Genomic DNA, 23937 nt, shown 5'->3' on the forward strand with positions numbered 1-23937 from the left:
TGGATTCACGCCCTGATCGCCTCAAGCAGCGCTGCGATGCCGAAGATGCGCATCATTCGTTTGAGGTTGTAGGCGAGCACATGGAGGCTCATCTCAGTGCTCACCCTCGGCAAGGTTTTGGTCAGGAAGTGGGTACTTCCCATCAGTATTTGAGCGTTCCAAAAGGATGTTCAACGGTCTGTCGACGAACCCTCATCATCGCTGGATGATGTTCTAGCCGAACCTGCATCGCGTCGACTACAGCCTCATGTTCCCAGCGCTTCACACGGCGCTCCTTACCCGTCGTACATTGCTTTTGCATTGAGCAGGATTCGCAGCCCGAGAAGTAGTAACAATGCAATAACATGCCGTCTTCCATCGACGAATGCCGCCTGGTTAGTAACTGCCCCGCAGGGCATCGATACTCGTCCGACGCAATAAGATAAATGAAATCCTGCTTGCCGAATCTGCCTTCGGCTTTGCTGCCAGATGTGAGGGGTTTCGGTACGAAGGTAGTGATGCCGGCTTGCTCGCAAGCAAGGATTTCCAGACCTTTGTAATAGCCTCGATCAGCCACCACCGTTAGTGATTCAGCTCCAATTTCTTCACGCGCTTGGTTCGCCATATTGCTCAGTTGCCCACGATCATTACCAACGTTGGTCACCTCATGGGCAACGATCAGATGGTGTTTGTCGTCGACAGCTGTTTGTACGTTGTAGCCAACCGTTCCGGTGCCTCGGCCGCTCGTAGCCATTGAGCGTGCATCTGGGTCTGTGAGGGAGATCTGCTGGTCTGGACTTTCGTGGAGTTGCGCCTCGATGTCCTTGAGTGTCTGCATCTGCTTTTTCAGTGTTTCTATCTTTTCTTTAAGCCGCTCTGCTTTGGCCTCGGCCACTTCGGGCGTTGCCCGATCCGCCGAATCCATCGCCGCCAGATATCGATCAATGCTCTGCTCGATCTGCTGCATGCGTGCCTTCACCTTGCCCTGAGTGAAGTTGCGGTCGCGATTATTGACGGCTTTGAATTTGCTGCCGTCGATGGCGATGATCGATTGGGAGAAGAGATTGAGGTTGCGACAAAGAACTACGAACTGGCGGCATACGCTGCGAATGGCTTTGCCGTTGTCTTTGCGAAAGTCGGCAATGGTTTTGAAGTCCGGGGCTAAACGCCCCGTTAGCCACATCAACTCGACGTTGCGCTCGGCCTCACGCTCAAGTCGGCGGCTGGACTGAATCCGATTGAGATAGCCGTAGATATAGATCTTCAGCAACATTGCTGGGTGATAGGCCGGACGACCAGTTGCGGCAGGATCGACGCCCTCAAAACCAAGTGCGCCGAGGTCGAGTTCATCGACGAAAACGTCGACCACTCGCACTGGATTTTCTTCGGCTACATAATCGTCCAAGCACTCCGGCAGCAGCGTCACCTGCGTCCGAGTCTCACCCTCAATGAATCGTTTCATGATCGCCCCCGATACGATCTAGACGAACAAAAGCTTAGATCATCCTCGGCGTATTCCGACTTTTGGCCTTAAAGCAAAGCTCGCTTTCATCTGGATTGAAGACGTTACCGGAGGGGATTGGTCAGATATTGGCAAGCTGGGGAACAATGGATTTACCCATGCAATTGACTGCCGCAAAGTATTTACGGCCGCTTGAATGAGACAACCTTGCGTGGCATTCGCAACAATACTCGTCACGGTATTGGCCATCAGGTTTGAAAAATAGCTTGGCCTCGTTGAGGTCGGTTATTAAAAATCCTTCAGATTTCAAAATCTGTTCAAAACGATCACGTAGTGAAGAGAGGGCGGTGGGAAGGTGGGGATGACTGAGAAGCTCCTTCGGGTATGGGGTCGCACTCAGTAGATCCACCGTCGCGATCGATTCCCCGGTCGCTTTGAGGGCTTGCAACAGATGTGGGTGTACGTACGACAGACTGCTCGCAGCGTGATGCGCAATACTTTGACAGACACTACTGAGGCGGCGACGGGAAGGCATTCATTCTTCCTGATTTGGTTTGCGAGCTGCGTCGAGCTGCTGGATTCTTAGAGACCATATGGTGCCTCAAAACCTGGTCGAATGCCCCATGGGCGAATCGTTCTAAAAACGTGTTTTCACACAGCCTGGACCGTTTGCAGCCAATGAGTCAACGCAAGGTTGTAAACGGCACGGATGGACCAAAGCTCACACGCCGCCCACTCGCGTTTTCGTTCCAGCCTGCCCGCAAGCGCATCGCCTTGACCTCCTGATCTGTTCCACCTTCTTCATGGCCTTTCCCCACACTGTCGCGTCTTTTAAGCTTGCTGAAACGTTTCATCGAGTTTATAAAGCGCAAACAACTCCAATAAAGGCCACCGCCATGATCCCGCTCAAACTCCTCGTTGCCCTCAGCGCATTCTCTGCCGCCTCCCAAGCCCTAGCCTGGGATTACGTGCTGCTCGATACCGACAAAGCCGCCCAGAACTGGCAGGTCACCAGCCAGCAGCTCGGCATCCAAACCGACAAGCCCTTCAGCGTTACCCTGCGCACCCTGCACGGTGGTCGGCAGGAGGGTGTGAGCATCGTGGATATCGACAACGGCACGATGAAGCTCTCGGTAGTGCCGACCCGTGGCATGAACGTGTTGCAGGCGTCGGTTGGCGATGTGCGGATGGGCTGGGATTCGCCGGTCAAGGAAGTGGTTAATCCTTCCTTCATCGAGCTCAATGGCCGCGGTGGTCTGGGCTGGTTGGAAGGTTTCAATGAGCTGGTCACCCGCTGCGGCTACGAATGGGTCGGGCACCCTGGTATCGACAACGGCGAGCTGTTGACCCTGCACGGGCGGGCGGCCAATATCCCTGCGAACAAAGTCACCCTGCATATCGACGAAAAACCGCCGTACGAGATCACCCTGCGTGGCGAGTTGAAAGAGCAGGCGTTCAAGAAGGTCGATTTCTCTGTTGCGACCGAACTGGTCACCGAGCCTGGCAGTGTGGTGTTCGCCCTCAACGACACGCTGACCAACAATGGCGATTATCCGAAGGAATACCAGGCGCTGTATCACAGTAACTTCAGCACCCCGTTCCTGGAGCAAGGCGCGCGGTTCGTTGCGCCGGTGAAGCAGGTGTCGCCGTTCAACGACAAGGCCAAGGGCGAACTGGCCGATTGGCAAACCTATCGCGCACCGACGAAGGACTATGACGAAACGGTTTACAACGTGGTGCCGTATGCCGATGCCAAGGGTGATACCTTGACGGTGTTGCATAACAAGGCCGGCAGCCTGGGGGTTTCGGTGGGTTTCAATACGCAGACACTGCCGGTGTTTTCCCTGTGGAAGAACACTGATACCCAAGGGCAGGGCTATGTCACGGGGCTGGAGCCGGGGACGAGTTTTTCCTATAACCGTCGTTATCAGCGGCCACTGAACCTGGTGCCTACGATCGGGGCGAAGGAACACAAGCAGTTCCGTATCAGCTACAGCTTGTTGGCGGATAAGGCGGCTGTTGAAAAGGCCTTGAAGCAGGTCAGCGAGATTCAGGGTGGGCGTGAGACTGAGGTGCGGCAGACGCCTTTGGTGGATCTGACCAAGGGGTGACATTGGCTGAAGCCTTCACGCGGGCCCCGGCGCTCTTCATCGACGCCGGAACCCGCGCCCTCCAACTGTCATCGATGGGCATGCATACTGAAATAACCGTATTTCAGGAGCCTATCCGTGATTCGCAGAGCATTACCCACCGACGCAAAGGCCATTGCCCAGGTGCATATCCGCAGTTGGCAAGACGCCTACCGTGACCTGATGCCCGCCCAGTTCTTGAGCGGATTGCAAGTAACGCTTGCTCGGCGCGAAGCCCATTGGGCTCGCTCGCTTGCCTCGGGTGAGTCGACGGTATGGGTTGCCGAGGTGGGCCAGCAGATTGTCGGCTGGATATCCGTTGGCGCCAGCCGTGACGAAGACGCCGTGCAGGCCAATGCAGGTGAGGTCATGGCCATCTACGTACTCGCCGAGTATTGGCACACCGGCGTCGGGCGGGGCTTGTGGAATGCCGGCTTGCAGGACCTGTTGGCGCAAGGCTATGAGCGTTTAACGCTGTGGGTCTTGGCCGGTAATGAACGGGCTATTCGATTTTATCGCCGGGCGGGGTGTGTCGAGGAGGCCGGGACTGAGCGCCATCTGGAGAGGGGCGGTGTGGCGCTGGTGGAGGTGAGGTATGGTTTGCCGTTGAGATAGCCTAGGTATTTACGCAACTTGGGCATCAGTGGGATCTTTGTCGGCTGCCAGGCCGTCATCGCAGGCAAGCCAGCTCCCACATTTGGATCGCGGGGCATCAGTTATGTCAGCGTCGGCTGCCAGGTCGTCACGGGAGCAAGCTCCCTCGCCACAGGTGCAGCGTCTTACTGAAGGTAGGTGGATGTCGATGACGGTCAACTTCACAGGGGCATTCACACCTCACTCATGCCTTACGCGCAGTCAACAACACCGCCGCGGCCGCTGACAACAAACCCGCGCAGCAGCGATTGAACAGGCGCTTGCCCTTCGGCTCGGCAAACCAGCGGCGCATATGCAGGCCCATATAGGCGTAGGCGCTGATAGCCACCCATTCCAAGGCCAGGAACATCACACCCAGCAGGGCAAATTGCGCGGTGATGGGTTGGCCGGGCACCACGAATTGCGGGAGGAAGGCGGTGAAGATCAGGATCGCTTTGGGGTTGCCCGCCGCCACCAGAAACTCCTGCCGTGCCAAGGCCCACAGGCCCACCTTCCCCGTTACGGTGTCCACCTGCTGCTGCGGGTCTGCGCGCCATAGCTGATATGCCAGGTAAAACAGGTACGCTGCGCCGAGAATCTTGATCCCGTAGAACAACAATTCCGAGGTTTGCAGTACCACCGCCAAGCCAGCGGACGCGAGGGCGATCATGCCGGCGAAGGCCAGCAGGCGGCCGAGACCGGCGAGGCAGGAGGTGCGGTAGCCATAGCGGGTAGCGTTGCTCACGGATAACAGGTTATTGGGGCCGGGGGCCATGTTCAGGGCGAAGCAGGCGGGGAGGAAGAGGGCTAGGGTGGCGAGGTCCATGGCGGCTCCGGGTTGGCAGGTCGGGGAGTCTTGAGGATAAAAGCATGAAGCGCGGTTTAACACTCCGTGGCTGGACTTACGGTCCCGCGAGCGCTTCAGGTGCCGCGCCAAACAACCGATCGGCAATTTGCCTGCCCCGTTCCAAGCCTTCCTGCGTCAACCAAATGGATTTGTTTTTGTTCACCGGATTACTGATAAAACCTTGCTCGTGAAGCCGGTTCATTATTTGAAAGTCGTGGCCTTTCCATGAGTTGCCGTTATCAAAGCTGAAGGTGGTCAGCAGGGCAAGTACGGCTTCCTCAATCAGTTTTTCGTCGTATTCCATAATGGGTACTCCGCTTGGATTACACAGACCCTGTCGAGCCTCGGGGCCTTGCGGTTCAAGAATGCATGCAGTCACGTGCTTGAGCGATTGCAAAAGCTTTTTTAGCCGACTTGCCGACACCTATCAATAACCCTCAAGTTTTTAACAAAGGTTTACACCGGTCACTGCGTCTATTCGGTATGTTTTTCAGTGACTTACACAGCTTGGTAGAACGTCGATGCAGTTCCTTGAACACCCACTGGACCCGCAGCTCATCAACATCCGGCGGCTGTTTCCAAGCCCATTGGCCAGCATTCAGTTTCCCGACGCGAAAAGGCTGAATGCTGAGCTCAAGGCCCAGATTGCCCAGCGCATGGCTGCCGACGTTCACGGCACGCGTCGCAGCAATGCCGGGGGTTGGCAGTCGGCCGATGACTTTGCGCAGTGGGGCGGGGAGGCCTGTGAAGCCTTGGTAAGGTTTGCCACGCAGCTCGCCACCCAAATGACCGCCGTGCACAGCGAGCAGTATGGGTTCATCGAGCCCGGCTTCCAGTGGAAGGTCAACGCCTGGGTCAACGTGAATGAGGCGGGCCACAGCAATGCGCTTCACGGCCACCCTGGGGCGTTTTGGTCCGGTGTTTATTGGGTCGATGCCGGTGGCCGTGAGGATGACCCGGCGGTGGGCGGCGACCTGGAGTTCCTGGACCCGCGCGGCATGGTGGCTTCGACCTACAACCCGGCCCTGCGCATGCGAGTAGAAGACTGCCTGACTGCTGGGTTCAGCAGCACCTGCGCCGCCGCCACGGGCACATTCGTGATGTTTCCGTCGTGGTTGATGCATTCGGTACGCCGCTTTGAAGGCACGCGACCGCGAATCTCCATAGCCTTCAATTTTGGTGCCTGAACGCTCAAGTCAGCGAGGTAGCACTCCACACCGCTAACTCATACCCATCCGGATCGGTGAAGTGGAACCGGCTGCCACCGGGAAACGAAAATGTCTGGCGGGTTATCACCGCACCCAGCTGTTGAAGCCGCTGCTGCACACTGTCCAAGTCGTCTGCGTACACGATAACCAACGGGCCGCCCGGTCGCACAGGCTCGCCGGTGGTGAAACCACCCGTGAGCCGGCCATCGCTGAACTCGCTGTAGGTGGGGCCGTAGTCGACGAACGTCCAGCCGAATGCGGCGCCGTAGAACGCTTTGCTGCGGGCAATGTCGCTTACGTTGAATTCGATATTGTCGATCTGTCGGTCTTTACCGGATGTGCTCATGGTTGCCTCCGTGGCTCGTGGTCTCAGCGGCGAGTGTAACGTACCGGGCCTGCACATTTCCCTCGCGCTCAAGGATGAAACCTGCGCCCCAACGCATCCAGCCGCACCGCGATCGGTGGCAGGCGTTCGCTGCTGCGGGCGAGTGTCTCGACGTCGTCGGCGGTGTTCTGGGCGATGCTTTGTACCGACTGCAAGCGCTCGACGATCTCCAGGTTTGCCGAGGTCTGCTCGCGGGTGGTGGTGACGATGTGGCCGTTGAGTTGGTCGATGTGCGCGATGTCCTCGCCCACAGCCCATAGCATGTCCACGGCCACTTGGCTGTCTGCCACGCAGCGCTCTACGCCTTCGCGGCTGGCGTGCATGGCTTCGACGGCTTGGCGGCTGCCGTGTTGCAGGCCCTCGATGATGCTCTTGATTTCTTGGGTGGAGAGGGCGGTGCGCTGGGCCAGGCTGCGCACTTCATCGGCAACCACGGCAAAGCCACGGCCTTGCTCGCCGGCGCGGGCGGCCTCGATGGCGGCGTTGAGGGCCAGCAGGTTGGTCTGGTTGGCGATGCTGCTGATCACTTCCAGCACCGAGCCGATTTGCTCTGCCTGCACCGCCAGGGATTCCACGGTCGACTCCGTGCCGTTGATACGCGAAGCCAGTTGGCTGATTTCATGCTGGGCGCGGCCGACGCTTTCCTGGCCGCGCACAATCTGCTGGCTGGCCTGGCCTGCATGTTCCACTGCCTGTTCGACCTGCACCGTAATGTGGCCCATGGCGTCTTCCATGCGCTGCATCGAATCGGTCATTTCGCCGATCTGCGCCAGTTGATGCCGTGCGCCTTTTTCCAGGGTGCCGCTCGCGCTGGCCAGTTCCTGGCCGAGCTGGCCCAGGCCATGGGAGTCGCGGGCGACGCCGTCGATCAGGTGGGTGAGTTGCTGCAGGAAGTGGTCGAAACGCTTGGCGAGGGATACGTGGGCCTTGCCTTCACCTTGGGCGGTTTCCACGGTGAACTGCGAGGTGACGGCGAGCATCTTCTCAAGCATTTCCTGGCTCTCCACCGCTTCGGCCTGGCTATGGACGGCCAGGTAGAGCAGGGCAACGGTCTCCATCACCACATAGAAGGCGTGAACGAACACCATGGTCCAGCCGCCGTGATGCTCCATCACAAATACAGGAAAACCCTGGTGCTGTAAGGCATGGAACACCACGTGATGCACCGCGATGGTCAGTGCCGCCACCAAAATCGGCAGCCAGTCACGGTAGAAGGTCAGCACCGCCAACAGCGCGAAAATACCGAAGTGGGATTCGATCACCCCGTGCGCCTGGTTGATGTGCAACGCCGCCATCACCATCAAGCCGGCGCCCAGTGCACAGCGCATCAGCCGGGTGCCGCCAATGACGCGATACAGCGCCGTGAGCACCACGCCGGTGCCGCCACCGACGATCACGGCCTGCATGAGGGTGTCGTGCCAGAACGCCAGGCCGAGGGAGAACAGGCACATCAGCCAGATCAATGCCAGCATGATGCGGTCGGCCTTGCGATAGTGCTCGAGAAAACGGACGGGCATTCACTCTTACTCCATGAGAGGGGGGCGTCGAGGTCAAGCAAGCACGCGGTGTGCCATACAGGCGCGCCGCTGTGGAGTGAAGCAGATGTTCAGGATTGTTGCCGGTTACCCACGCGTTATCGGCACGCGGGCGCGGGACTTTAAGAACGGCTGCCCGAGCGGGCAGCCGAGGTGGGCATGAGGCTCAGAAACTGTACTTGGCAGTCAACATCATGTTGCGGGGGCTGCCATAGGAGTCGCCGCCATAAGTCACTGAGTTGGAGATGGACTGGTAGTAGTGGCGATCGAAGATGTTGTTGGCGTTGAGTTGCAAATCCAGGTGCTGATTGACCCGGTAGCCTGCCATCAAGTCAGTGACGGCGTAGCCGCCTTGCTGGAGCCGGTAGTTGCTGCCATCCGCTAGCTTGATGTCGTTGTACATGCGGCTCTGCCAGGAGATATTGCCGCCGACGCGGAGTTTTTCCAGCGGGCCCTGGAAGTTATAGCGGGTGGTCACTTTGAACAGATGTTCCGGGATGTCGGTATCGAACTGCTTGTTGACCTTCTGCGGGTTGGCGTCGTCCTTGATGGTGTGGGTGCGCGCATAGGTATAGCCGCCGCCGACCTGCCAGTTTTCGGTCAAGGCGCCTTGCAGTTCGAAGTCGATACCCTGGCTGCGGATTTCGCCCGAGGCCTCGGCACAGGACGCCTGCGGGCAGTTGGGCACCACCACGGCCACGGCGCGGTTTTCCTGGTCGACACGGAACAGCGCTACGCTGGCATTCAACGTGCCACCGAAGTATTCGCCTTTGACGCCCACCTCATAATTTTTACCGACGATGGGTTTGAGCGGAGTGCCGGCTGTGCTCTTGTCTTTTTGCGGCGTGAAGATGTCGCTGTAGCTCACATAAACCGAATGCTGGTCGTCCAGATCGTAGATCAGGCCGGCGTAGCGGGTGAGGTTGCGGGTGACCTTGTAGTCGCCAGCGGCATCACGGTTGTCGTAGTCGTACCAGTCCAGGCGAGCGCCGAGGATCAGCTTCAGCGGGTCGGCCAGGCTCAGGCGGCTGGTCAGGTAGAAACCGTCCTGGGTGGTGACTTCGCGAACGTTGTTGGTGCGGGTGAAGTTCGGTTTGCCCGCATTGATCGGCCAGTTGAGGTCGTACGGGCTGTAGTTGTGGGTGGTCATGTCGTAGATGCGCTTGCTGGCGCCCACCACCAGTTCATGGGTGCGGCCGAACGCCTCGAAGGGGCCGCTGGCAAAGGCGTCGAGCCCGGCCTGGTTTTCATCGTAGGTGGCCTGGTACACCGTGCGGGCCAGGGTGTCGTTGGTCCAGCGCGATTGGTAGGAGCCGGAGAACAAGGCGTTCTGTTCGGCGTAGTTGGCGTTGACCTGCAGGCTCCAGTCGTTGGCCAGGCGCTGGCGCAGCTCGGCGAAAACGGTGTTGATTTCCTGGTCCTTGTTTTCCCAGTCGGTGCCTGGGTTGTAAGAGCGCGACAGGCCCAGGTGGCGTCCATCCAGGCCGACCATCGAAGCGCCCCAGAAGTAGTTGGTCTTGTCCTTCTGGTTCGAGTAACCGAGGGTCAGGGTGGTGTCTTCGCTCAGGTCGGCTTCGGTGACGGCATAGAAAAGGCCATGATCCTGCTCGGCCTTGTCGATAAAACTGTTGGCATCGCGGTAAGAGGTGACGACACGGCCGCGCCAGGTGCCACTGTCATTGAGTGGGCTGGAGGCGTCGAGCTCGCCACGGTAGTCGTCCCAGCTGCCGACGGCGCCGGTGAGCGTGACTTTCTGCTCATCCAGTGGCCGCTTGCGGATCAGGTTGATGGCGGCCGAAGGGTTGCCTGCGCCGGTCACCAGGCCGGTAGCGCCGCGCACCACTTCGACGCGGTCGAACATCGCCAGGTTCGGCTGGGCGCCTACCGACGCACCGTTGTAGCCGCTGGGGATACCGTCATACATGAGGTTGTCGATATCGAAACCGCGTGCGGTAAAGCCTTGTCGCCCAGGGCCGTTGGAGTAATTGAGGAACAGCCCCGGCGTGGCGTTGACCACGTCGTTGATGCTGGTCATGGCCTGGTCATCCATGCGCTGGCGCGTGATCACGGTGACGGCCTGCGGGGTTTCGCGCAAGGTCAGCGGCAGTTTGGTCGCGGTCTTCATCGAGCCGGTGGTGTACGACTCGCTGCCTTCGGTGGTTGCGCCAAGCTGTTGGCCCGAGACCTGGGTAGCGCCCAGCTCGATGGTGGCCGGTGCTTCGGCGTCGGCGGCAATGGCCGCATTGGAGGTTGCTAGCGCGATAGTGATTGCCATCAGACGGGGTGTAAAAACGTTGCCGCCGCGTTGTTGCACAGACATGAAAGTAGGGCTCCCCAAGTGCCTTCCGTGGCGAATAGTAAATCTGTTGATAATTATTCGCATCAGTCTGACAGATTGAGACTGTAGGGAAAAGTCCAAACTCTGTAGGAGCGAGCTTGCTCGCGAAAGACTCATGGGCGCCGCGTTTCTCCAGGACGCACGCGTTATCGTAGAGGTTTTTCGCGAGCAAGCTCGCTCCTACAGGGTGGTGTTCAGATGAACAGGATTTCGTAGGGCTCGCGCATGCGTTCCAGCAATATCTGCGCGAGCATCGGTGGTAAGCCGATCTGCGGGTCACCCACCAATTGGCTGGCGTAGGCGTGGGCGGCGTGCAGCTTGCGCGCGACGGTCCAGGTATCCAGGCGGACCTTGCGTGCACGCTGCCAGGGCATTACCGCGCTTTCCCGGGCCGGCCAATGCCAAGCCCAGATCGGCAGTTCATACAGTTGCGCACCTACCAGGCTGCACGCCTTGGCACTCGCGCGGCCGACGGCGTCATGGTCGTCATTGCCGTCGTTGCGCCAGGTGGTAAACACCACGTCGCCAGGTTGCAGGTAGCGCGCGATGAATTGGCTCATGGGCTGTTCACGGGCCGCCAGTGCATCATCACAAAACCCGCCACGAATCCATTTCAGGCTGTGCAAAGGCATGCCCAAGCGGCGCAGGGCCTCGGCGCTTTCCTGGGGGCGCACCACGCTCAAGCGGCTGGCCGGCCATACCTGAGAGCCGGGATGGCTGGCGCTACCGTCGGTGATGGAGATCAATTGCAGCGGATGCTCGCGGGTGCTGAGCAGTTGCAGCAAACCGCCGCACGCCAGCACTTCATCGCCAGGATGAGGTGCGATTACCACGACGCGAGCACCGGGTGGTACCAGGGTGTTCAGGGAGATGATGGGGGTTTGCGCCAACTGCGGCGCACTGTTCCAGATTTGCACGGGGCCGCGACGGCCTTCGCTTAAGGAGGCAGGCTTCATGGGGTGTCACATCCTTGTCGGTTGATACCGGGTCGTGCTCCGTTGACGGGACGACGCTCTTGTCTTCACCGCAGGCTCCGCTGGGTGAGTGCGCAGCATGCCAATCCAGGAATGCCATGCAAGGCGTTAGGAGCATAGACAGGCATGGGTATCTGCACAACTTTGATGCGATGTTTGCTGGGCTGACGTCATCGCAGGCAAGCCAGCTCCCACAGGGGGCTATGTTGCCCACAATATCTGCGCCTGGCACGCATCCCTGTGGGAGCTGGCTTGCCTGCGATTTTGTTTTTACCCAGCCCGCATCAAGCTCTTCAAGTAATCACCAAATCCACCCTCAGCCCGGCAATCCAGTCGCGCACTGGTCACCACTTGCGGCGCATGGCTCCAGGCAATGGAGGCACCGCAACGCTCCAATTCACGTACCAGTTGTACATCCTCGTGGCATTCCAGCGGTTCAAACCCACCGGCCTCTACGTAGGCGCGAGCACTCACGCCCAGGTTGGCACCGTGGATATGCCGATGTCCGTCGCGGGCCTGGTAGGCCTGCTGATAGCGAATCTGCGCGGCCGGGTCGAAGCCTTCGCTCCAGGCGTCCACGGTGACTGTGCCGCACACCGCGTCGCAACCTTGGGCCAGTTGGGCCACCAACCAGTCAGGGGCGACACGGCTGTCGGCGTCGGTGCAGGAAATCCACCGCGCGCCTTGCTCCAGCAAGTACCCTGCACCCACGCCGCGGGCGTGCCCGACGTTGCGCGCCTGCACGTGCAGGCAATGCACCTCGTGGGCCTGGGCAATCGCCGCGCTGGCATCGCTGCAACTGTCGAGTACTACTAGAATCTGTACCGCTTCACCCAGCAAGCCCGGGTGGTCGGCGGCGATCCGCGCAGCTCTCAGGCAATCATCCAATAGGGCTTCTTCGTTATGTGCCGGGATCAGAATACCGATCATCGTAAACCCTCGTGGCGAGCGACCGAGGTGCCATCCAGGCTCCACAGGTCGAGCAGGAAATCCGGGTCCTGGTACTGCACCAACGGTGCTACACCCAGACGCTGTTGGAGCACGGCGTGGACCTGTTCGGCGGTTTGCGGGCAACCGTCAATGGGCACTCGCCAATGACAGGCCAGAATTTGCCCGTCAGCGGTCAAGGCGGCGAGGGCGCAATCGATCAGACGATTAAAATCATCGACATCAAGGTAATAACAAAGCTCACTCAATACGATCAGTTCGAATTGCCCGCCGGGCCATTGTTCTGGCAGGCGACGCTGCTCCACGCGGGCATGAGGAAAATGCTCCAGCCGCGCCTGTGCCAGACGCACCGCAGCGGTGGCGGTGTCGCAACACAGCAGGCGGTCGCAACGCGGGGCCAGCTCGGCACTCAGTTCACCGTTGGCACAACCCGGCTCGAATATCGACGCATAGCGCGGCCGCGTCAGCATGGCCAAGGTCAGGGCGCGCTTGCGTTGTTCGTACCAGCGCTGACGAAAAGCCCAAGGGTCGTCATTACCCGCAAACAACTGGTCGAAGTAGGGGGTTGCCACACTCATACGAACACCATCTCAAAAGGTTGCAGCAAGCGCTCCACCACATAGGGCGCCAGCACCGGAGGCAGGCCGATTTGCGGGTCGCCCTCCAACTGGCTGGCGAAGGCGTGGATCGCATGGCGTTTGCGTGCCACTTGCTCGGCGGTCAGCGGGATCTTGCGCGCCCGATGCCAGGGCACCTTGTGGTCTTCGGCGGTGGCCCAGTGCCAGGTCCACACCGGTAGCTCACACAACACTGCGCCGACGGCCTTGGTTGCCTTGGCGCTGGCGCGGCCCACGGCCTCATGGTCGCAATGCCCATCCTCGCACCACGTGGCGAACACCACGTCGTTGGGCTTGAGGTGGCGCTGGATAAACTCGCAAAGCTGGGCTTCGCGCTCGGCCACATGGCTGTCGGCAAACCCGCCGCGCAGCCATTTCAAACTGTGCAGCGGCAAGCCAAGGCGGTGCAAGGCCTGGGCCGATTCCTGCGGACGCACCACACTCAGACGCTCCACCGGCCAGCGCCGGGAGCCCGGGTGGCTGGCGCTGCCATCGGTGACGGAGATCAACTGGATAGGGCGATCCAGCGCAGCCAGCCCTTGCAGCAGGCCACCACTGCCCAGCACCTCGTCATCCGGATGCGGGGCGACGATCACCGCTCGATGCCCTGGCGGCACCAACTGCGCCACACTGATGTGCTGCAATTCGGCCAATCGTGCGCTGTTTTGCCAGTGGCTCAACGGCGTGCCCTGGCCAACAATCGGATTGGGCCTCATAGCGCCCATCTCCCTGTGGGCTCGCCGGCGACCTGTTCACCGAGGGCGGCCAAGTCGCGTTCGGCATGACTTTGCCGCACATACACCGGTAAATCGGCCATCAACTGGGCAAAGTGCGGATCCTTGCAATACGGCCCGGCGCCGACCGCGCGGCCCACATGCTGGATCACCTGCTCGACTGTGTCCTCGATACAAGCACGCGTCTGTTGCGCCAGTTGCCGCGCATCAGCGCGAGGCTCGCGGTCGATCTGCGCGGCGCTGGCGCGCAACACGCAGGCGGCGCTGTTCAGGGCGCTGTCGACCGCGCCGAGGTGGGCCAGCGCATGGGGCTCTGCACGTGTGGCGCACTGGGCGCGCAGCACTTCACCCAGGCGTTGCGCCGCGCCGTACCAGCACGCGGCAATGCCGATCCCACCGTGCCAGAAGCCCGGACGGGACAGATAGTCGCCCGGGCCGCCCACGGCAATTCCCCTGGCGGCGCTGAACAAGATGTCGACGCTACCGGTCGCCGCCATGCCCACCGCCTTCCAACCCTCATCCGTCACCGTGATGCCCGGTTGATCCATCGCCACGGCCACCAACTGCTGGCGGTCCTCTTCGTCCCAGGCCGTCAGCAAACCATGGCTGACCACCGCCGCACCGGAACACCAGGCCTTGCGCCCCTCGACGAGCAGCCGCTGGCCGTCGCGACGCACACGCACCTTGGCAGTCGGCGGCTCGGCCGCCCACATGCCCCAGGTGCTGCCCAGCGGCGGCAAGGGGCTGTCGAGTTCGGCAATGATCGCCAGGGCATCGGTATGGCCTTCGAACAACTTGCACAGGCGCAAGTCATGCCCGGCCACCTGGGCCAGTTGGCTCAAGCGGGACAGGGTCTGGCCGCTGCCCGGCAACGGCAGTTGATCAAGGCCTTCTTCTTGAAGGGCCCTCAGGGCATTACCCAAGGCTTGCGTGTCGGCATAGCCCCGGTAGCCCTGGAGGAAACCGTGCAACGCCATTTCACACCTCGCCTTCGTGCTGCAGTTCAAACAGCAGCAGCGAGCGAGCGGTGACCGCGTACTCATGCTCGAAATCAAAGCGTTCCTGGCCACGCACAGCCGGGTCGTTGGTGTCGAGCAGGCACGTCCAGAACTCGCCCTCCGGCACCGGCGGCAGGCGGAAATTGACCTGGTCGTGATGGGCGTTGACCACCAGCAGCAGCGTGGCGTCGGCCCCGGCACGACGAATCCCGGTTTCCTGGGCGCGGCCATCCATCAGCATGCCCAGGCAGCGGCCCTGGCTGTCTTCCCATTGCTCGGTGGTCATTTCGTTGCCATCCGGCGCGAGCCAGGTGACGTCCTTCACGCCGATGTCTTCGTTGTAGTCGCCCACCAGGAAGCGCCCACGCCGCAGGATCGGGTACGCCAGGCGCAGCTTGATCAAGCGCTTGACGAACTTGAGCAGGGCCTTGCCGTCATCGTCCAAGTCCCAGTTGACCCAGCCGATCTCGCTGTCCTGGCAATAGGCATTGTTGTTGCCGTGTTGAGTGCGAGCGAACTCGTCCCCGGCGACGATCATTGGCGTGCCCTGGGCCAGCAGCAAAGTGGCGAAGAAGTTGCGCATCTGGCGCAGGCGCAGCGCGTTGATCTCCGGGTCGTCGGTAGGGCCTTCGACGCCGTGGTTCCAGGACAGGTTGTTATTGCTGCCGTCCTGGTTGTTCTCGTCGTTGGCTTCGTTGTGTTTGTCGTTGTACGACACCAGGTCGTGCAGGGTGAAGCCGTCGTGGGCGGTGATGAAGTTCACCGAGCTGTACGGTCTGCGCCCGCGGTGATTGAACATCTCGCCCGAGGCGGTCATGCGCCCGGCGAAATCGGCGAGTTGGCCGTCGTCGCCTTTCCAGAACGCACGCACGGTGTCGCGGAAGCGGTCGTTCCATTCCACCCAGCCTGGTGGGAAGTTGCCCACCTGGTAGCCACCGGGGCCGCAGTCCCAGGGTTCGGCGATGAGTTTCAACTGGCGCAGCACCGGGTCCTGGCGGCACGCCACTAGGAAACTGTGGCGCTCATCGAACCCGTCGCGGTAGCGCCCGAGGATGGTCGCCAGGTCGAAGCGGAAGCCGTCCACATGCATCTCGGTGGCCCAGTAGCGCAGGGAGTCGGTGACCATTTGCAGCACGCACGGGTGGCTCAGATCCAGGGTGTTGCCGGTGCCGGAATCGTTGATGTAGAAACGCTTGTCGTCGGGCATCAGCCGGTAGTAGGAGGCGTTGTCGATGCCACGCATGGACAGGGTCGGGCCGCGCTCGTTGCCTTCGGCGGTGTGGTTGTAGACCACGTCCAGAATCACTTCCAGCTTCTGCTCATGCAGGTGCGCGACCATCTCCTTGAATTCGGCGATCTTGCCGCTGGCCAGGTAGCGCGGGTCGGGGGCGAAGAACGCAATGCTGTTGTAGCCCCAGTAGTTGGTCATGCCCTTTTCCAGCAGATGCTGGTCGTTGACGAAGGCGTGCACGGGCAGCAGCTCGACCGAGGAAATGCCCAGTTGGCGAATATGCTTGAGCACGTCATCTTCCATCAGGCCGGCGCAGGTGCCCCGCACCGACTCGCCGACCGAAGGATGGCGCATGCTGATGCCGCGCAGGTGTGTTTCGTAGATGATCGTGCGGTCCCACGGCACTCGTACCGGTTGGTCGTTGCCCCAGGTGTGCGCCGGGTCGATGACCTTGCACTTGGGCACGAAGGGCGCACTATCGCGCTCATCGAAACTGAGGTCGTCGTCCGGGTGGCCGATGGTGTAGCCAAACAGCGCTTCGGACCATTTGAGTTCTCCCACCAGTTGCTTGGCGTAGGGGTCAATCAGCAGCTTGTTGTGGTTGAAGCGATGACCATTGGCCGGGTCATAGGGGCCGTAGACACGGTAGCCGTAAATCAGACCGGGGTGGGCATCGGGCAGGTAACCATGAAAAATCTCGTCGGTGTATTCGGGCAGTTCGATGCGTTCCAGCTCGACCTCGCCAGTATCGTCAAACAGGCACAGCTCCACCTTGGTGGCGTTGGCGGAAAACAGCGCAAAATTCACACCCAGGCCATCCCAGGTGGCGCCGAGGGGGAAGGGCAAACCTTCACGGATCCGCGACGGCTCATGAACCGGCGTCGCTGTGGTGTTGTCGGGTTTGCTCATCGAGTTGCTCCTGCAAGGGGTCTTTTTTCGGGCCGAACGCCGCCGTACTGACGGTGCTTCAGCGCATGGCTTGGACGGAAAAGGGCCTGCAGCGCGCAATGCGTGCTGCAGGCCCGAGAAATCATGGGGCGGGCGGTTTTGGCTTCTTCGGGGCGGCGGGTTTCTTCGCCGCAGGTTTGGCAGCGGCAGGCGCAGCAGGTTTGGGCTTCGCCGCAGCCTTGGGCGCGGTTTTCGGCTTGGCGGCCGGTTTAGGCTTGCTCGGCGTCAGCGCCTCGGCTTCCGCCAGCTTGCGCGCCATCTCCCAGTGGCGATCGTGGGCGCCATCGGGCTTGCCTTCAGACTCCCAGATCTGATGCGCCAGTTCGCGAATGCGTTTGTCTTCTTTACTCATCACAAACTCCTCACAGAAAATTTTCAGCTTTCTTGATTATCAGGATTGATAAAGACATTGACCGGGAGATCCCCCAGGGCAGCGCTGATCAACAGCTCCTTGTTGGGTGTGACTACGCCCGTTTGAAAAAGTCCCTTCCAGTTTTGTGCAGGCGCGGCGAACGGTAATTTCACCCGCGTATTGCCCCAAACCTGGGCATTGATCTGGGGAAACATCCCGTTTTCAAGCAGCGGATAAGACCAGCGCGGCACCACCACCAGTAACTGCCTGCCCTGATGTTCACGGTAGAACGCAACCACGCGTTCCGCGTGCTGGCCCAGCACTTCCAGCGGTGTATAGCTGCCATGGCGCAGCAGCTCGGGGCAGGCTTTACGCAGGCCCAGTACCTGGGCGATCACTGCCTGTTTGATACGCCCGTCGCGCCAGTTGAACAACAGTTCGCCGATGTCCGGTGGTGCCTGCAAGGCACGTTGCCGCGCAGCGAAGTCCACCGGGCGCCGGTTGTCCGGGTCGACCAGGCTGAAGTCCCAGAACTCATCGCCCTGGTAAATATCCGGCACACCCGGCACGGTCAGATGAAGCAAGGTTTGCGCCAGCCCATTCAGGGCGCCGGCGGGGGCGATGGCCTGCGCAGCGCTGTCCAACGCACTGCGCAGCGGCGCACCGGCCTCACTGAGCAGCAGGCGCTTGAGGAACGCTTCCACCGCCTGTTCGTAAGCCTCGTTGGGCGCGCTCCAACTGCTCTGCAACTTGGCCTCGCGCAGGGCTTTTTGCTGCCACTGCCACAGGCGTTGCTGGTACGCCTCCAGGTCGGGGTTGGGCTCCAGCGGCCAACTGCCCAGCAGCACCTGATAGAGAATCAGCTCATCACCCGCCGAGGGGCTCTCGGCGCTCTCGCGCAAAGGCTCGGCCAGACGACGCCAGTGCTCGACCTGTTCGGCATACCAGGGGGCGCACTCGCTGAGTACCGCCAGGCGCGCACGGGTGTCTTCGCCGCGTTTGTGGTCGTGGGTGGCGGTGGCCAGCAGGTTGCCGGGGAAGGTCTTCAGGCGTTGTTGATTAGCCGCATGGAAATCTGCCAACGGCGCACTGAATTGCTCGGTACTGAAACCCACATCGTTGCGCGACAACAACACCGCCGAACGATAGAAGGCGGTGTCTTCCACAGCCTTGGCGGCGGCGGGCGAGGTCAGTTGCTGGAAGCGCACGCAGGCATGCTTGAGCATCTTGCGCGCCCGGCCTACCGGGCGATTGCGCCAGGGCTGACCACCCAACCATTGTTCCAGATGGTCGAGCACCGGCCAGTCGCCTTCGTTGAGGGTACTGCGTGCACCCTCCATGGCCTGCTGGAACACCTTGTCGTCGGCCGCACTGCGGCCCTTGGCGCTGATATAGGTGCGGTACACCGGGAAATGCACAATCAGTTCCTGCAGGGCCCGGCGGATGGCGCCCAGGGTCAGGTCGCGGGTCATCACGTCATCGCGGGCCACTTGCAGCAGGGCCTGGGCCACGCTTTCGAAGTCGCCGCCCAACGAACCATTGAGGATCTGCTGGCGCGCCAGCCGCGCTTCTTCGCTGAAGGCCGAAGGCCGTTCGCTGTGACGCGTCCACATCTCGGCCAGCGGTGCAAAACCTTCGGGATGGTGTTGCAGCAAGGACAACTGGTTCATGAACTCGTAGCCGGTAGTGCCGTCCACCTGCCAGTCTTCACGCAAAGTTTCGCCTTCGCCAAGGATCTTTTCGACGAAGATCGGCAAGTGGCGCTCGGGTGACAGCGCGTCCACACGCCGACGCAATTTGCGGCAATAGCCACGCGGGTCAGCCAGGCCGTCGATATGGTCGATGCGCAGCCCGTCGACCAGCCCCGCGCTGATCAGCTCGAAAATCTTGCCATGGGTGGCTTCGAACACCGCCGTGCGTTCGACCCGCAGGCCGCCCAATTCATTGACGTCGAAAAAACGCCGCCAGTTGATGTCGTCTGCGGCTGTGCGCCAACTGGCCAGGCGATAGGTCTGTTGTTCGAGCAGGTGATGCAGGCGCTCGAAACCCTCGGGCTGGCGACTGTCGAATGCGGTCAGGCGTTGTTCAATAGCGGATAGCAGCTCGCTGGCGCGTTCGGCCAGGGCTTGTTTGAGCTCGGTGGCTTCGGCGTAGGCGTCGTGCTGATAGGCGAGGGCGGCGAAACGTTCGGCCAGCGATTTGAGTAACTCGTCGCTACCCAGAATCAGGCCGTAGTCCCTGGGGCAAATCGGAAAACGGTGTTCGTAATGCTCGACGTAGAAACTCCCCTGGGCGGCATCGAACTTGAGCGCCAGCGTGCCGTTCTGCAAGGCTTCGCCGTAATCGCTGCCGAGGAACGGCATCAGCAACTGGCCCTTGAGCAGCGGGTCGGGGGAGTGCCACTGGATGTCGAAGAACTCGCTATAGGGACTCAGGCGGCCCCATTCCAGCAGGTCCAGCCACCAAGGGTTATCCGCGCCGCCCACGGCCATATGGTTGGAGACGATATCGAGGATCAAACCCATGTCGTGCTCACGCAGCGCGGCGACCAGGCGACGCAACGCCGCTTCGCCCCCCAGTTCCGGGTTGACGCGGGTCGGGTCGACCACATCGTAGCCGTGCATGGAGCCGGCGCGGGCGCTTAACAGTGGTGAAGCATACAGGTGGCTGATGCCCAGTTGGGCAAAGTACGGCACCAGTGGCACCGCGTCATCGAGGGTAAAATCTTTATGAAATTGCAGGCGCTGGGTGGCGCGCAGGGGCAGTGCGTTCATCGGTCACGCTCATAGGCTTGGTTGCGCGCCACGGCCAGCAGTTCGAGGCGACGCGCGGCGCTGTCATTGTCGAGCAGGCTGGCGGCTTCGCCGGGCAAGCGACGGCGCCAATTGGGGTGGGTGTCGAGGGTGCCCGGCAGGTTGGCTTGCTCCTCGATGCCCAATGCATCTTCCAAGGGCAACAACACCAGTGGCGCACGGGTATGGCCCAGGTAGCGCACGCTGGCGTCGATCATATGGTCGGTGTCGTTGCGGATCTCATCGATGAAGTTCTGCGGGTCCTGGCTCAAGGCTTGGCGCAGTGCCTGGCGTTCGCGCAGGCGGTGTTCGCTCCATTGGTCCACGGTGGGCGCATCGATCAGGCCCAGCTGGATATTCCATTCGATATCGCGGCTGTGCCACCAGCCATTGAGGGTCGGCAAGTCGTGGGTACTGGTGGTGGCCAAGGCGTTGTCGGGCCAATCGAGGATGGGCTTGAACTGGCCGTCATGGTTCTGTTCGAACAGCAGCACACGCATGCCCAGGATCGAACGGGCGCTGAGCTTTTCGCGCAGGCCTTCGGGCACGGTGCCCAGGTCTTCACCGAGGACGATGGCCTGGTGGCGGTGCGATTCCAAGGCGAGCAAACGCAGCAGGTCATCCACCGGGTAATACAAGTAGGCACCTTCGCGGGGGGGCGCGCCCAGAGGGATCACCCACAGGCGTTGCAGGCCCATCACATGGTCGATGCGCAAGCCGCCGGCATGGGCGAAGTTGGCCCGCAGCATTTCGATAAAGGCGCGATAGCCATTGCTCTTGAGGCCCTCAGGGGAAAAGGCAGAGATGCCCCAGCCTTGGCCTGCGCGGTTGAGAATGTCCGGTGGCGCGCCGACGGTGAGGTCGGCCAGCAGTTCATCCTGGCGACTCCAGGCCTGGCTGCCGCCGCCGTCGGCGCCCACCGCCAGGTCGGCGATCAGGCCGATGCCCATGCCGCTGCCACGGGCGGCCTGTTGTGCGCGCTCAAGGCTGCGGGCAATCAGCCATTGGGTGAAGGCGAAATAGCCGATTTCGTCGCGGTTGTCCTCAGCGAACTGCGCCAGGGCCGGGCTCTGTGGCGTACGCCAGGCTTCGGGCCATTGGCGCCAGTCCAGGTCCTCACCCGCAGCAGCGCGCTGGGCCTGTATGGCTTCGAAGCGGCAGTGGTTTTCCAAGGCTTCGCCGCCGGCCTGGCGGAAGCTTTGAAAGTCGGCATGCTGGGGATGCGCGCCGTGGCGGAAGTCTTCATACAGTGTGCGCAGCAGGCGTTGCTTGGCCTTGGCGGCGGCCGGCCAGTCGATCAGCGTGAGCTGTTCCAGGGCATGCAACTCCTCAGCCAACCCGGCAGCTTCGATGGCGTTGCGCACCTCACGTTCACCAAGGATGCACGCCGGCGAAGCATACAGGCTGTTGAGAAACAGGCGGCTGGAGGGTGAATAGGGGCTGAATCGCTCAGTGTCGGCGCTGAACATCGCGTGCATCGGGCTGATTGCCACGGCGTCGGCGCCGCGCTCGGCGGCGGAACGCACCAGGTGCTCCAGAGCCAGGGTGTCGCCAAAACCGCCATCGCCCAGGCGGCGCAAGGCATAGAGTTGGGCGCTGAGGCCCCAGGCGCGAGCGGGTTGGCTGTCGACCGCGTCGGCCACGCTGTAGCAGTGGCTGGGCGCGACGGCCAGGGTGAAGGTTTGCCCGTCGATATGCACCTGGTGGTAGCCGAGGGCAATCACGCCGGGCAATACGGCCTCGCCGTCCAGGCGCAGCTCCAGGGTTTCGCCGCCTTCCAGCCTGACGCGACACGGGGTGTCCGGGGCGAAATAGCGTGCCAGGTCCAGGCCCGCACCGCTGTCGGTGGTCATCAAGGGCGGCAGGTGCCGGTCCTGCTGCGCCTGCTCAAGTTGCAGCAGGCTCGCGTCGATCTCGGCATCGCTGTCGGCTGGGTGCCCCAGCCCTTTGAGGACGGCACGCAGGGCATCAGGCTTTACATGTTGCGGGCGACCGTTGGCATCGATCCAATCGACGGCCAGGCCCGCGCGGCTGGCGAGAATTTCCAGGTTCGCTTCGCTCAAAGAATGTCTCCAACAGGGGATAAGCAAACGCGTGCGCTCAAGGGCGGTAAGTGCGCACCTTGCAGGGCAGGCGTTTGGAAAATAATCGGGTGGGATGCCGGATGATCCAGGGGCTGTTCACTCAGGTTCAGGTCGATCTGCAGCACACGGCCGTTGCCCAGGCGCCAGCGCGCGGTGACGGCATGGTCAGCCAGCACGTGCGCGCCCAGGGCGACGGTGCCGGGCAAGTGCGGCACCACGTGCACGTGACGCAGGCTCAGCAGGTGGCGGTAGAGCTGGGTGTGGTCGTTCTCGACGAAGGAAGGCACCGACTGTAAAAAGGTTTGCAGCGCGTTGGGGTCGGGGATGCGCTGGCGTTGCTCGGGGTCGTGAAACGCCGCGAAGTCGGCAAATTCATTGCGCCGACCTTCACGCACCGCCTCGGCCAGTTCGCCATGATGGTCGGTGAAAAACAGGAACGGCTCGGCGGCATTCACCTCGTCGCCCATGAACAACATCGGGATCATGGGGCACAGCAACAGTAGGGCGGTCGCGGCGCTCAGTGCCTGGGGCGAACACAGCTGGTGCAGGCGTTCGCCGAGGGCGCGGTTGCCGACCTGGTCGTGGTTCTGCAGGAACGCGACGAAGGCGCTGGGGGGCAGATCCGCACTGGGTTCGCCGCGAGCTTGGCCATGGCGTGTCGTCTCGCCCTGGTAGATGAACCCCTCGGCCAGGCAGCGTGCCAGCTTGGCGGTAGGCTGCTCGGCAAAGTCGCTGTAGTAGGCGTCGGTTTCACCGGTGAGCAGCACGTGCAGCACGTTATGAAAGTCGTCATTCCATTGGGCGTCGAAATCGTGCTGCAACAGGCTGGCCTGGTTCAGTTCGTTTTCCAGCATCAGCCACACGTGGCGTCCGCCGTCCACCTGCTGGCGTACCCGTTGTGCCAGTTCCTGTAGAAACCCGGGGTTGTCAATGGCGTGCACGGCATCCAGGCGCAGGCCGTCGAAGCGGTATTCGAGCAGCCACATCAGGGCGTTATCGAGGAAGAAATCCCGCACTTCACGGCGCTCGAAATCAATACCAGCGCCCCAGGGGGTATGCACGTCATCCTGGAAGAACCCCTGGGCGTACTGGCCCAGATAATTGCCGTCGGGGCCGAAGTGGTTGTAGACCACATCGAGGATCACGGCCAAACCGTGGCCGTGGGCACTGTCGATCAGTTGCTTGAGTTGCTCGGGAGTGCCGTAGGTGGCGTGGGGCGCATAGGGCAGCACGCCGTCATAGCCCCAATTGCGTTCGCCGGGAAATTGCGCCAAAGGCATCAATTCAATTGCGGTGACGCCTAGTTCGGCCAGGCGGGGCAGGTGTTTCTCGACGGCAGCGTAGCCGCCCATGGCGCCGACGTGGAGTTCGTAGATCACCGCCGTGTGCCACGGGCGACCCTGCCACTGGCTGTGGCGCCATTCATAGGCGAGGGGGTCGACTACTCGGCTCCACCCATGCACATCCAGCGCCTGGGCCCTGGAAGCGGGGTCGGGCACCGTATTTTCGCCATCGATATTAAAGCGGTAAAGCGTGCCGGCAGGGCACGCGACTTCGACTTCGAACCAACCACCGGCCTGGGGAAGCATGACGATGGTTTTACCCTGTTCCAATTCAACGCTGACATAAAATGCGTCTGGCGCCCATAACGCAAAGCGCGTGCGGTGCGCGTCCAGCATGATTGCGCCGTGGGGCCAGGTTTCCAGAGTCCTTGACGGCATCTATGAAGACCTCCCTTAGTTG

General features: G+C 61.4%; 19 protein-coding genes and 1 pseudogene. 3 read left to right on the forward strand and 17 right to left on the reverse strand.

Annotation, left to right across the window (positions count from 1 at the left end; translation table 11 throughout):
• Nucleotides 1-5 precede the first annotated feature (5 nt).
• Both AC07S6_RS02570 and AC07S6_RS02575 read right to left on the reverse strand, forming a co-directional pair.
• A pseudogene (locus tag AC07S6_RS02570) lies at nt 6-1441 on the reverse strand (IS1182 family transposase).
• 121 nt (nt 1442-1562) lie between these two features.
• Nucleotides 1563-1976, reverse strand: coding sequence for a hypothetical protein (locus AC07S6_RS02575; RefSeq protein WP_152748571.1), 414 nt, complete (start codon nt 1974-1976; stop codon nt 1563-1565).
• Nucleotides 1977-2337: 361 nt separating this feature from the next.
• Here AC07S6_RS02575 and AC07S6_RS02580 point away from each other — a divergent pair, with 361 nt between their 5' ends.
• Both AC07S6_RS02580 and AC07S6_RS02585 read left to right on the forward strand, forming a co-directional pair.
• Nucleotides 2338-3552: an aldose 1-epimerase family protein gene (locus tag AC07S6_RS02580; RefSeq protein ID WP_495111607.1), complete on the forward strand. Its 1215-nt coding sequence runs from the start codon at nt 2338-2340 to the stop codon at nt 3550-3552.
• Nucleotides 3553-3669: 117 nt separating this feature from the next.
• Nucleotides 3670-4185, forward strand: coding sequence for a GNAT family N-acetyltransferase (locus AC07S6_RS02585; RefSeq protein WP_495111608.1), 516 nt, complete (start codon nt 3670-3672; stop codon nt 4183-4185).
• A 223-nt stretch (nt 4186-4408) separates the two neighbouring features.
• Here the strand turns inward: AC07S6_RS02585 and AC07S6_RS02590 are convergent, their stop codons facing one another.
• Together AC07S6_RS02590 and AC07S6_RS02595 are read right to left on the reverse strand one after the other, a co-directional pair.
• Complete coding sequence (locus tag AC07S6_RS02590; protein ID WP_495111609.1) at nt 4409-5029, reverse strand: LysE family translocator; 621 nt, start codon at nt 5027-5029, stop codon at nt 4409-4411.
• A gap of 76 nt (nt 5030-5105) precedes the next feature.
• Nucleotides 5106-5354 (reverse strand): DUF6429 family protein, encoded by a 249-nt coding sequence (locus AC07S6_RS02595; protein ID WP_003191615.1) that lies wholly within the window; start codon nt 5352-5354, stop codon nt 5106-5108.
• Nucleotides 5355-5571: 217 nt separating this feature from the next.
• Between AC07S6_RS02595 and AC07S6_RS02600 the strand changes: the two genes are divergently transcribed.
• A complete protein-coding gene (locus AC07S6_RS02600) occupies nt 5572-6237 on the forward strand; it encodes a TIGR02466 family protein (RefSeq protein ID WP_495111610.1) in 666 nt (221 codons plus the stop codon).
• Between the two features lie 4 nt (nt 6238-6241).
• Here AC07S6_RS02600 and AC07S6_RS02605 read toward each other — a convergent pair whose 3' ends face one another.
• The 13 genes from AC07S6_RS02605 to treZ form a co-directional block, all read right to left on the reverse strand.
• On the reverse strand, nt 6242-6604 hold the full coding sequence (locus AC07S6_RS02605; RefSeq protein WP_495111611.1) for a VOC family protein: 363 nt from the start codon (nt 6602-6604) through the stop codon (nt 6242-6244).
• 68 nt (nt 6605-6672) lie between these two features.
• The gene (locus AC07S6_RS02610; protein WP_495111612.1) at nt 6673-8160 is read right to left on the reverse strand and encodes a methyl-accepting chemotaxis protein; all 1488 of its coding nucleotides are present in this window, start codon (nt 8158-8160) and stop codon (nt 6673-6675) included.
• A 184-nt stretch (nt 8161-8344) separates the two neighbouring features.
• On the reverse strand, nt 8345-10498 hold the full coding sequence (locus AC07S6_RS02615; RefSeq protein ID WP_495111613.1) for a TonB-dependent siderophore receptor: 2154 nt from the start codon (nt 10496-10498) through the stop codon (nt 8345-8347).
• Nucleotides 10499-10710: 212 nt separating this feature from the next.
• Nucleotides 10711-11472 carry a PIG-L deacetylase family protein gene (locus tag AC07S6_RS02620; RefSeq protein ID WP_495111614.1) on the reverse strand — a complete coding sequence of 254 codons (762 nt, stop codon included), beginning with the start codon at nt 11470-11472 and terminating at the stop codon, nt 10711-10713.
• Nucleotides 11473-11760: 288 nt separating this feature from the next.
• Nucleotides 11761-12420, reverse strand: coding sequence for a glycosyltransferase family 2 protein (locus AC07S6_RS02625; protein WP_133633663.1), 660 nt, complete (start codon nt 12418-12420; stop codon nt 11761-11763).
• A complete protein-coding gene (locus AC07S6_RS02630) occupies nt 12417-13016 on the reverse strand; it encodes an SAM-dependent methyltransferase (RefSeq protein ID WP_072434635.1) in 600 nt (199 codons plus the stop codon). Before AC07S6_RS02630 ends, AC07S6_RS02625 begins: the two co-directional genes overlap by 4 nt.
• On the reverse strand, nt 13013-13771 hold the full coding sequence (locus tag AC07S6_RS02635; protein ID WP_133633664.1) for a PIG-L deacetylase family protein: 759 nt from the start codon (nt 13769-13771) through the stop codon (nt 13013-13015). The genes AC07S6_RS02630 and AC07S6_RS02635 overlap by 4 nt, the downstream gene beginning before the upstream one ends.
• Nucleotides 13768-14766, reverse strand: coding sequence for an acyl-CoA dehydrogenase family protein (locus AC07S6_RS02640; protein ID WP_054897375.1), 999 nt, complete (start codon nt 14764-14766; stop codon nt 13768-13770). Before AC07S6_RS02640 ends, AC07S6_RS02635 begins: the two co-directional genes overlap by 4 nt.
• A 1-nt stretch (nt 14767) precedes the next feature.
• Complete coding sequence (gene glgX, locus AC07S6_RS02645; RefSeq protein ID WP_014718610.1) at nt 14768-16927, reverse strand: glycogen debranching protein GlgX; 2160 nt, start codon at nt 16925-16927, stop codon at nt 14768-14770.
• A gap of 121 nt (nt 16928-17048) precedes the next feature.
• Nucleotides 17049-17318, reverse strand: coding sequence for a DUF2934 domain-containing protein (locus tag AC07S6_RS02650; RefSeq protein ID WP_003191595.1), 270 nt, complete (start codon nt 17316-17318; stop codon nt 17049-17051).
• A gap of 23 nt (nt 17319-17341) precedes the next feature.
• On the reverse strand, nt 17342-20092 hold the full coding sequence (locus tag AC07S6_RS02655; RefSeq protein ID WP_495111615.1) for a malto-oligosyltrehalose synthase: 2751 nt from the start codon (nt 20090-20092) through the stop codon (nt 17342-17344).
• A complete protein-coding gene (gene malQ, locus AC07S6_RS02660) occupies nt 20089-22173 on the reverse strand; it encodes a 4-alpha-glucanotransferase (protein ID WP_495111616.1) in 2085 nt (694 codons plus the stop codon). The genes AC07S6_RS02655 and malQ overlap by 4 nt, the downstream gene beginning before the upstream one ends.
• A complete protein-coding gene (treZ, locus tag AC07S6_RS02665) occupies nt 22170-23915 on the reverse strand; it encodes a malto-oligosyltrehalose trehalohydrolase (protein WP_495111617.1) in 1746 nt (581 codons plus the stop codon). The genes malQ and treZ overlap by 4 nt, the downstream gene beginning before the upstream one ends.
• Nucleotides 23916-23937 lie beyond the last annotated feature (22 nt).

The sequence above is a fragment of the Pseudomonas sp. GW821-FHT07B01 genome, assembly GCF_059419065.1.

Bases quoted from the DNA above. Each gene is read 5' to 3' on its own strand.
- AC07S6_RS02650 (WP_003191595.1), bottom strand. From the start codon at position 17,318: ATGAGTAAAGAAGACAAACGCATTCGCGAACTGGCGCATCAGATCTGG.
- AC07S6_RS02610 (WP_495111612.1), bottom strand. From the start codon at position 8,160: ATGCCCGTCCGTTTTCTCGAGCACTATCGCAAGGCCGACCGCATCATG.
- AC07S6_RS02625 (WP_133633663.1), bottom strand. From the start codon at position 12,420: ATGATCGGTATTCTGATCCCGGCACATAACGAAGAAGCCCTATTGGAT.
- AC07S6_RS02600 (WP_495111610.1), top strand. From the start codon at position 5,572: ATGCAGTTCCTTGAACACCCACTGGACCCGCAGCTCATCAACATCCGG.
- AC07S6_RS02615 (WP_495111613.1), bottom strand. From the start codon at position 10,498: ATGTCTGTGCAACAACGCGGCGGCAACGTTTTTACACCCCGTCTGATG.
- AC07S6_RS02590 (WP_495111609.1), bottom strand. From the start codon at position 5,029: ATGGACCTCGCCACCCTAGCCCTCTTCCTCCCCGCCTGCTTCGCCCTG.
- AC07S6_RS02630 (WP_072434635.1), bottom strand. From the start codon at position 13,016: ATGAGTGTGGCAACCCCCTACTTCGACCAGTTGTTTGCGGGTAATGAC.
- AC07S6_RS02640 (WP_054897375.1), bottom strand. From the start codon at position 14,766: ATGGCGTTGCACGGTTTCCTCCAGGGCTACCGGGGCTATGCCGACACG.
- treZ (WP_495111617.1), bottom strand. From the start codon at position 23,915: ATGCCGTCAAGGACTCTGGAAACCTGGCCCCACGGCGCAATCATGCTG.
- AC07S6_RS02575 (WP_152748571.1), bottom strand. From the start codon at position 1,976: ATGCCTTCCCGTCGCCGCCTCAGTAGTGTCTGTCAAAGTATTGCGCAT.
- glgX (WP_014718610.1), bottom strand. From the start codon at position 16,927: ATGAGCAAACCCGACAACACCACAGCGACGCCGGTTCATGAGCCGTCG.
- AC07S6_RS02620 (WP_495111614.1), bottom strand. From the start codon at position 11,472: ATGAAGCCTGCCTCCTTAAGCGAAGGCCGTCGCGGCCCCGTGCAAATC.
- AC07S6_RS02580 (WP_495111607.1), top strand. From the start codon at position 2,338: ATGATCCCGCTCAAACTCCTCGTTGCCCTCAGCGCATTCTCTGCCGCC.
- AC07S6_RS02595 (WP_003191615.1), bottom strand. From the start codon at position 5,354: ATGGAATACGACGAAAAACTGATTGAGGAAGCCGTACTTGCCCTGCTG.
- AC07S6_RS02655 (WP_495111615.1), bottom strand. From the start codon at position 20,092: ATGAACGCACTGCCCCTGCGCGCCACCCAGCGCCTGCAATTTCATAAA.
- AC07S6_RS02605 (WP_495111611.1), bottom strand. From the start codon at position 6,604: ATGAGCACATCCGGTAAAGACCGACAGATCGACAATATCGAATTCAAC.
- AC07S6_RS02635 (WP_133633664.1), bottom strand. From the start codon at position 13,771: ATGAGGCCCAATCCGATTGTTGGCCAGGGCACGCCGTTGAGCCACTGG.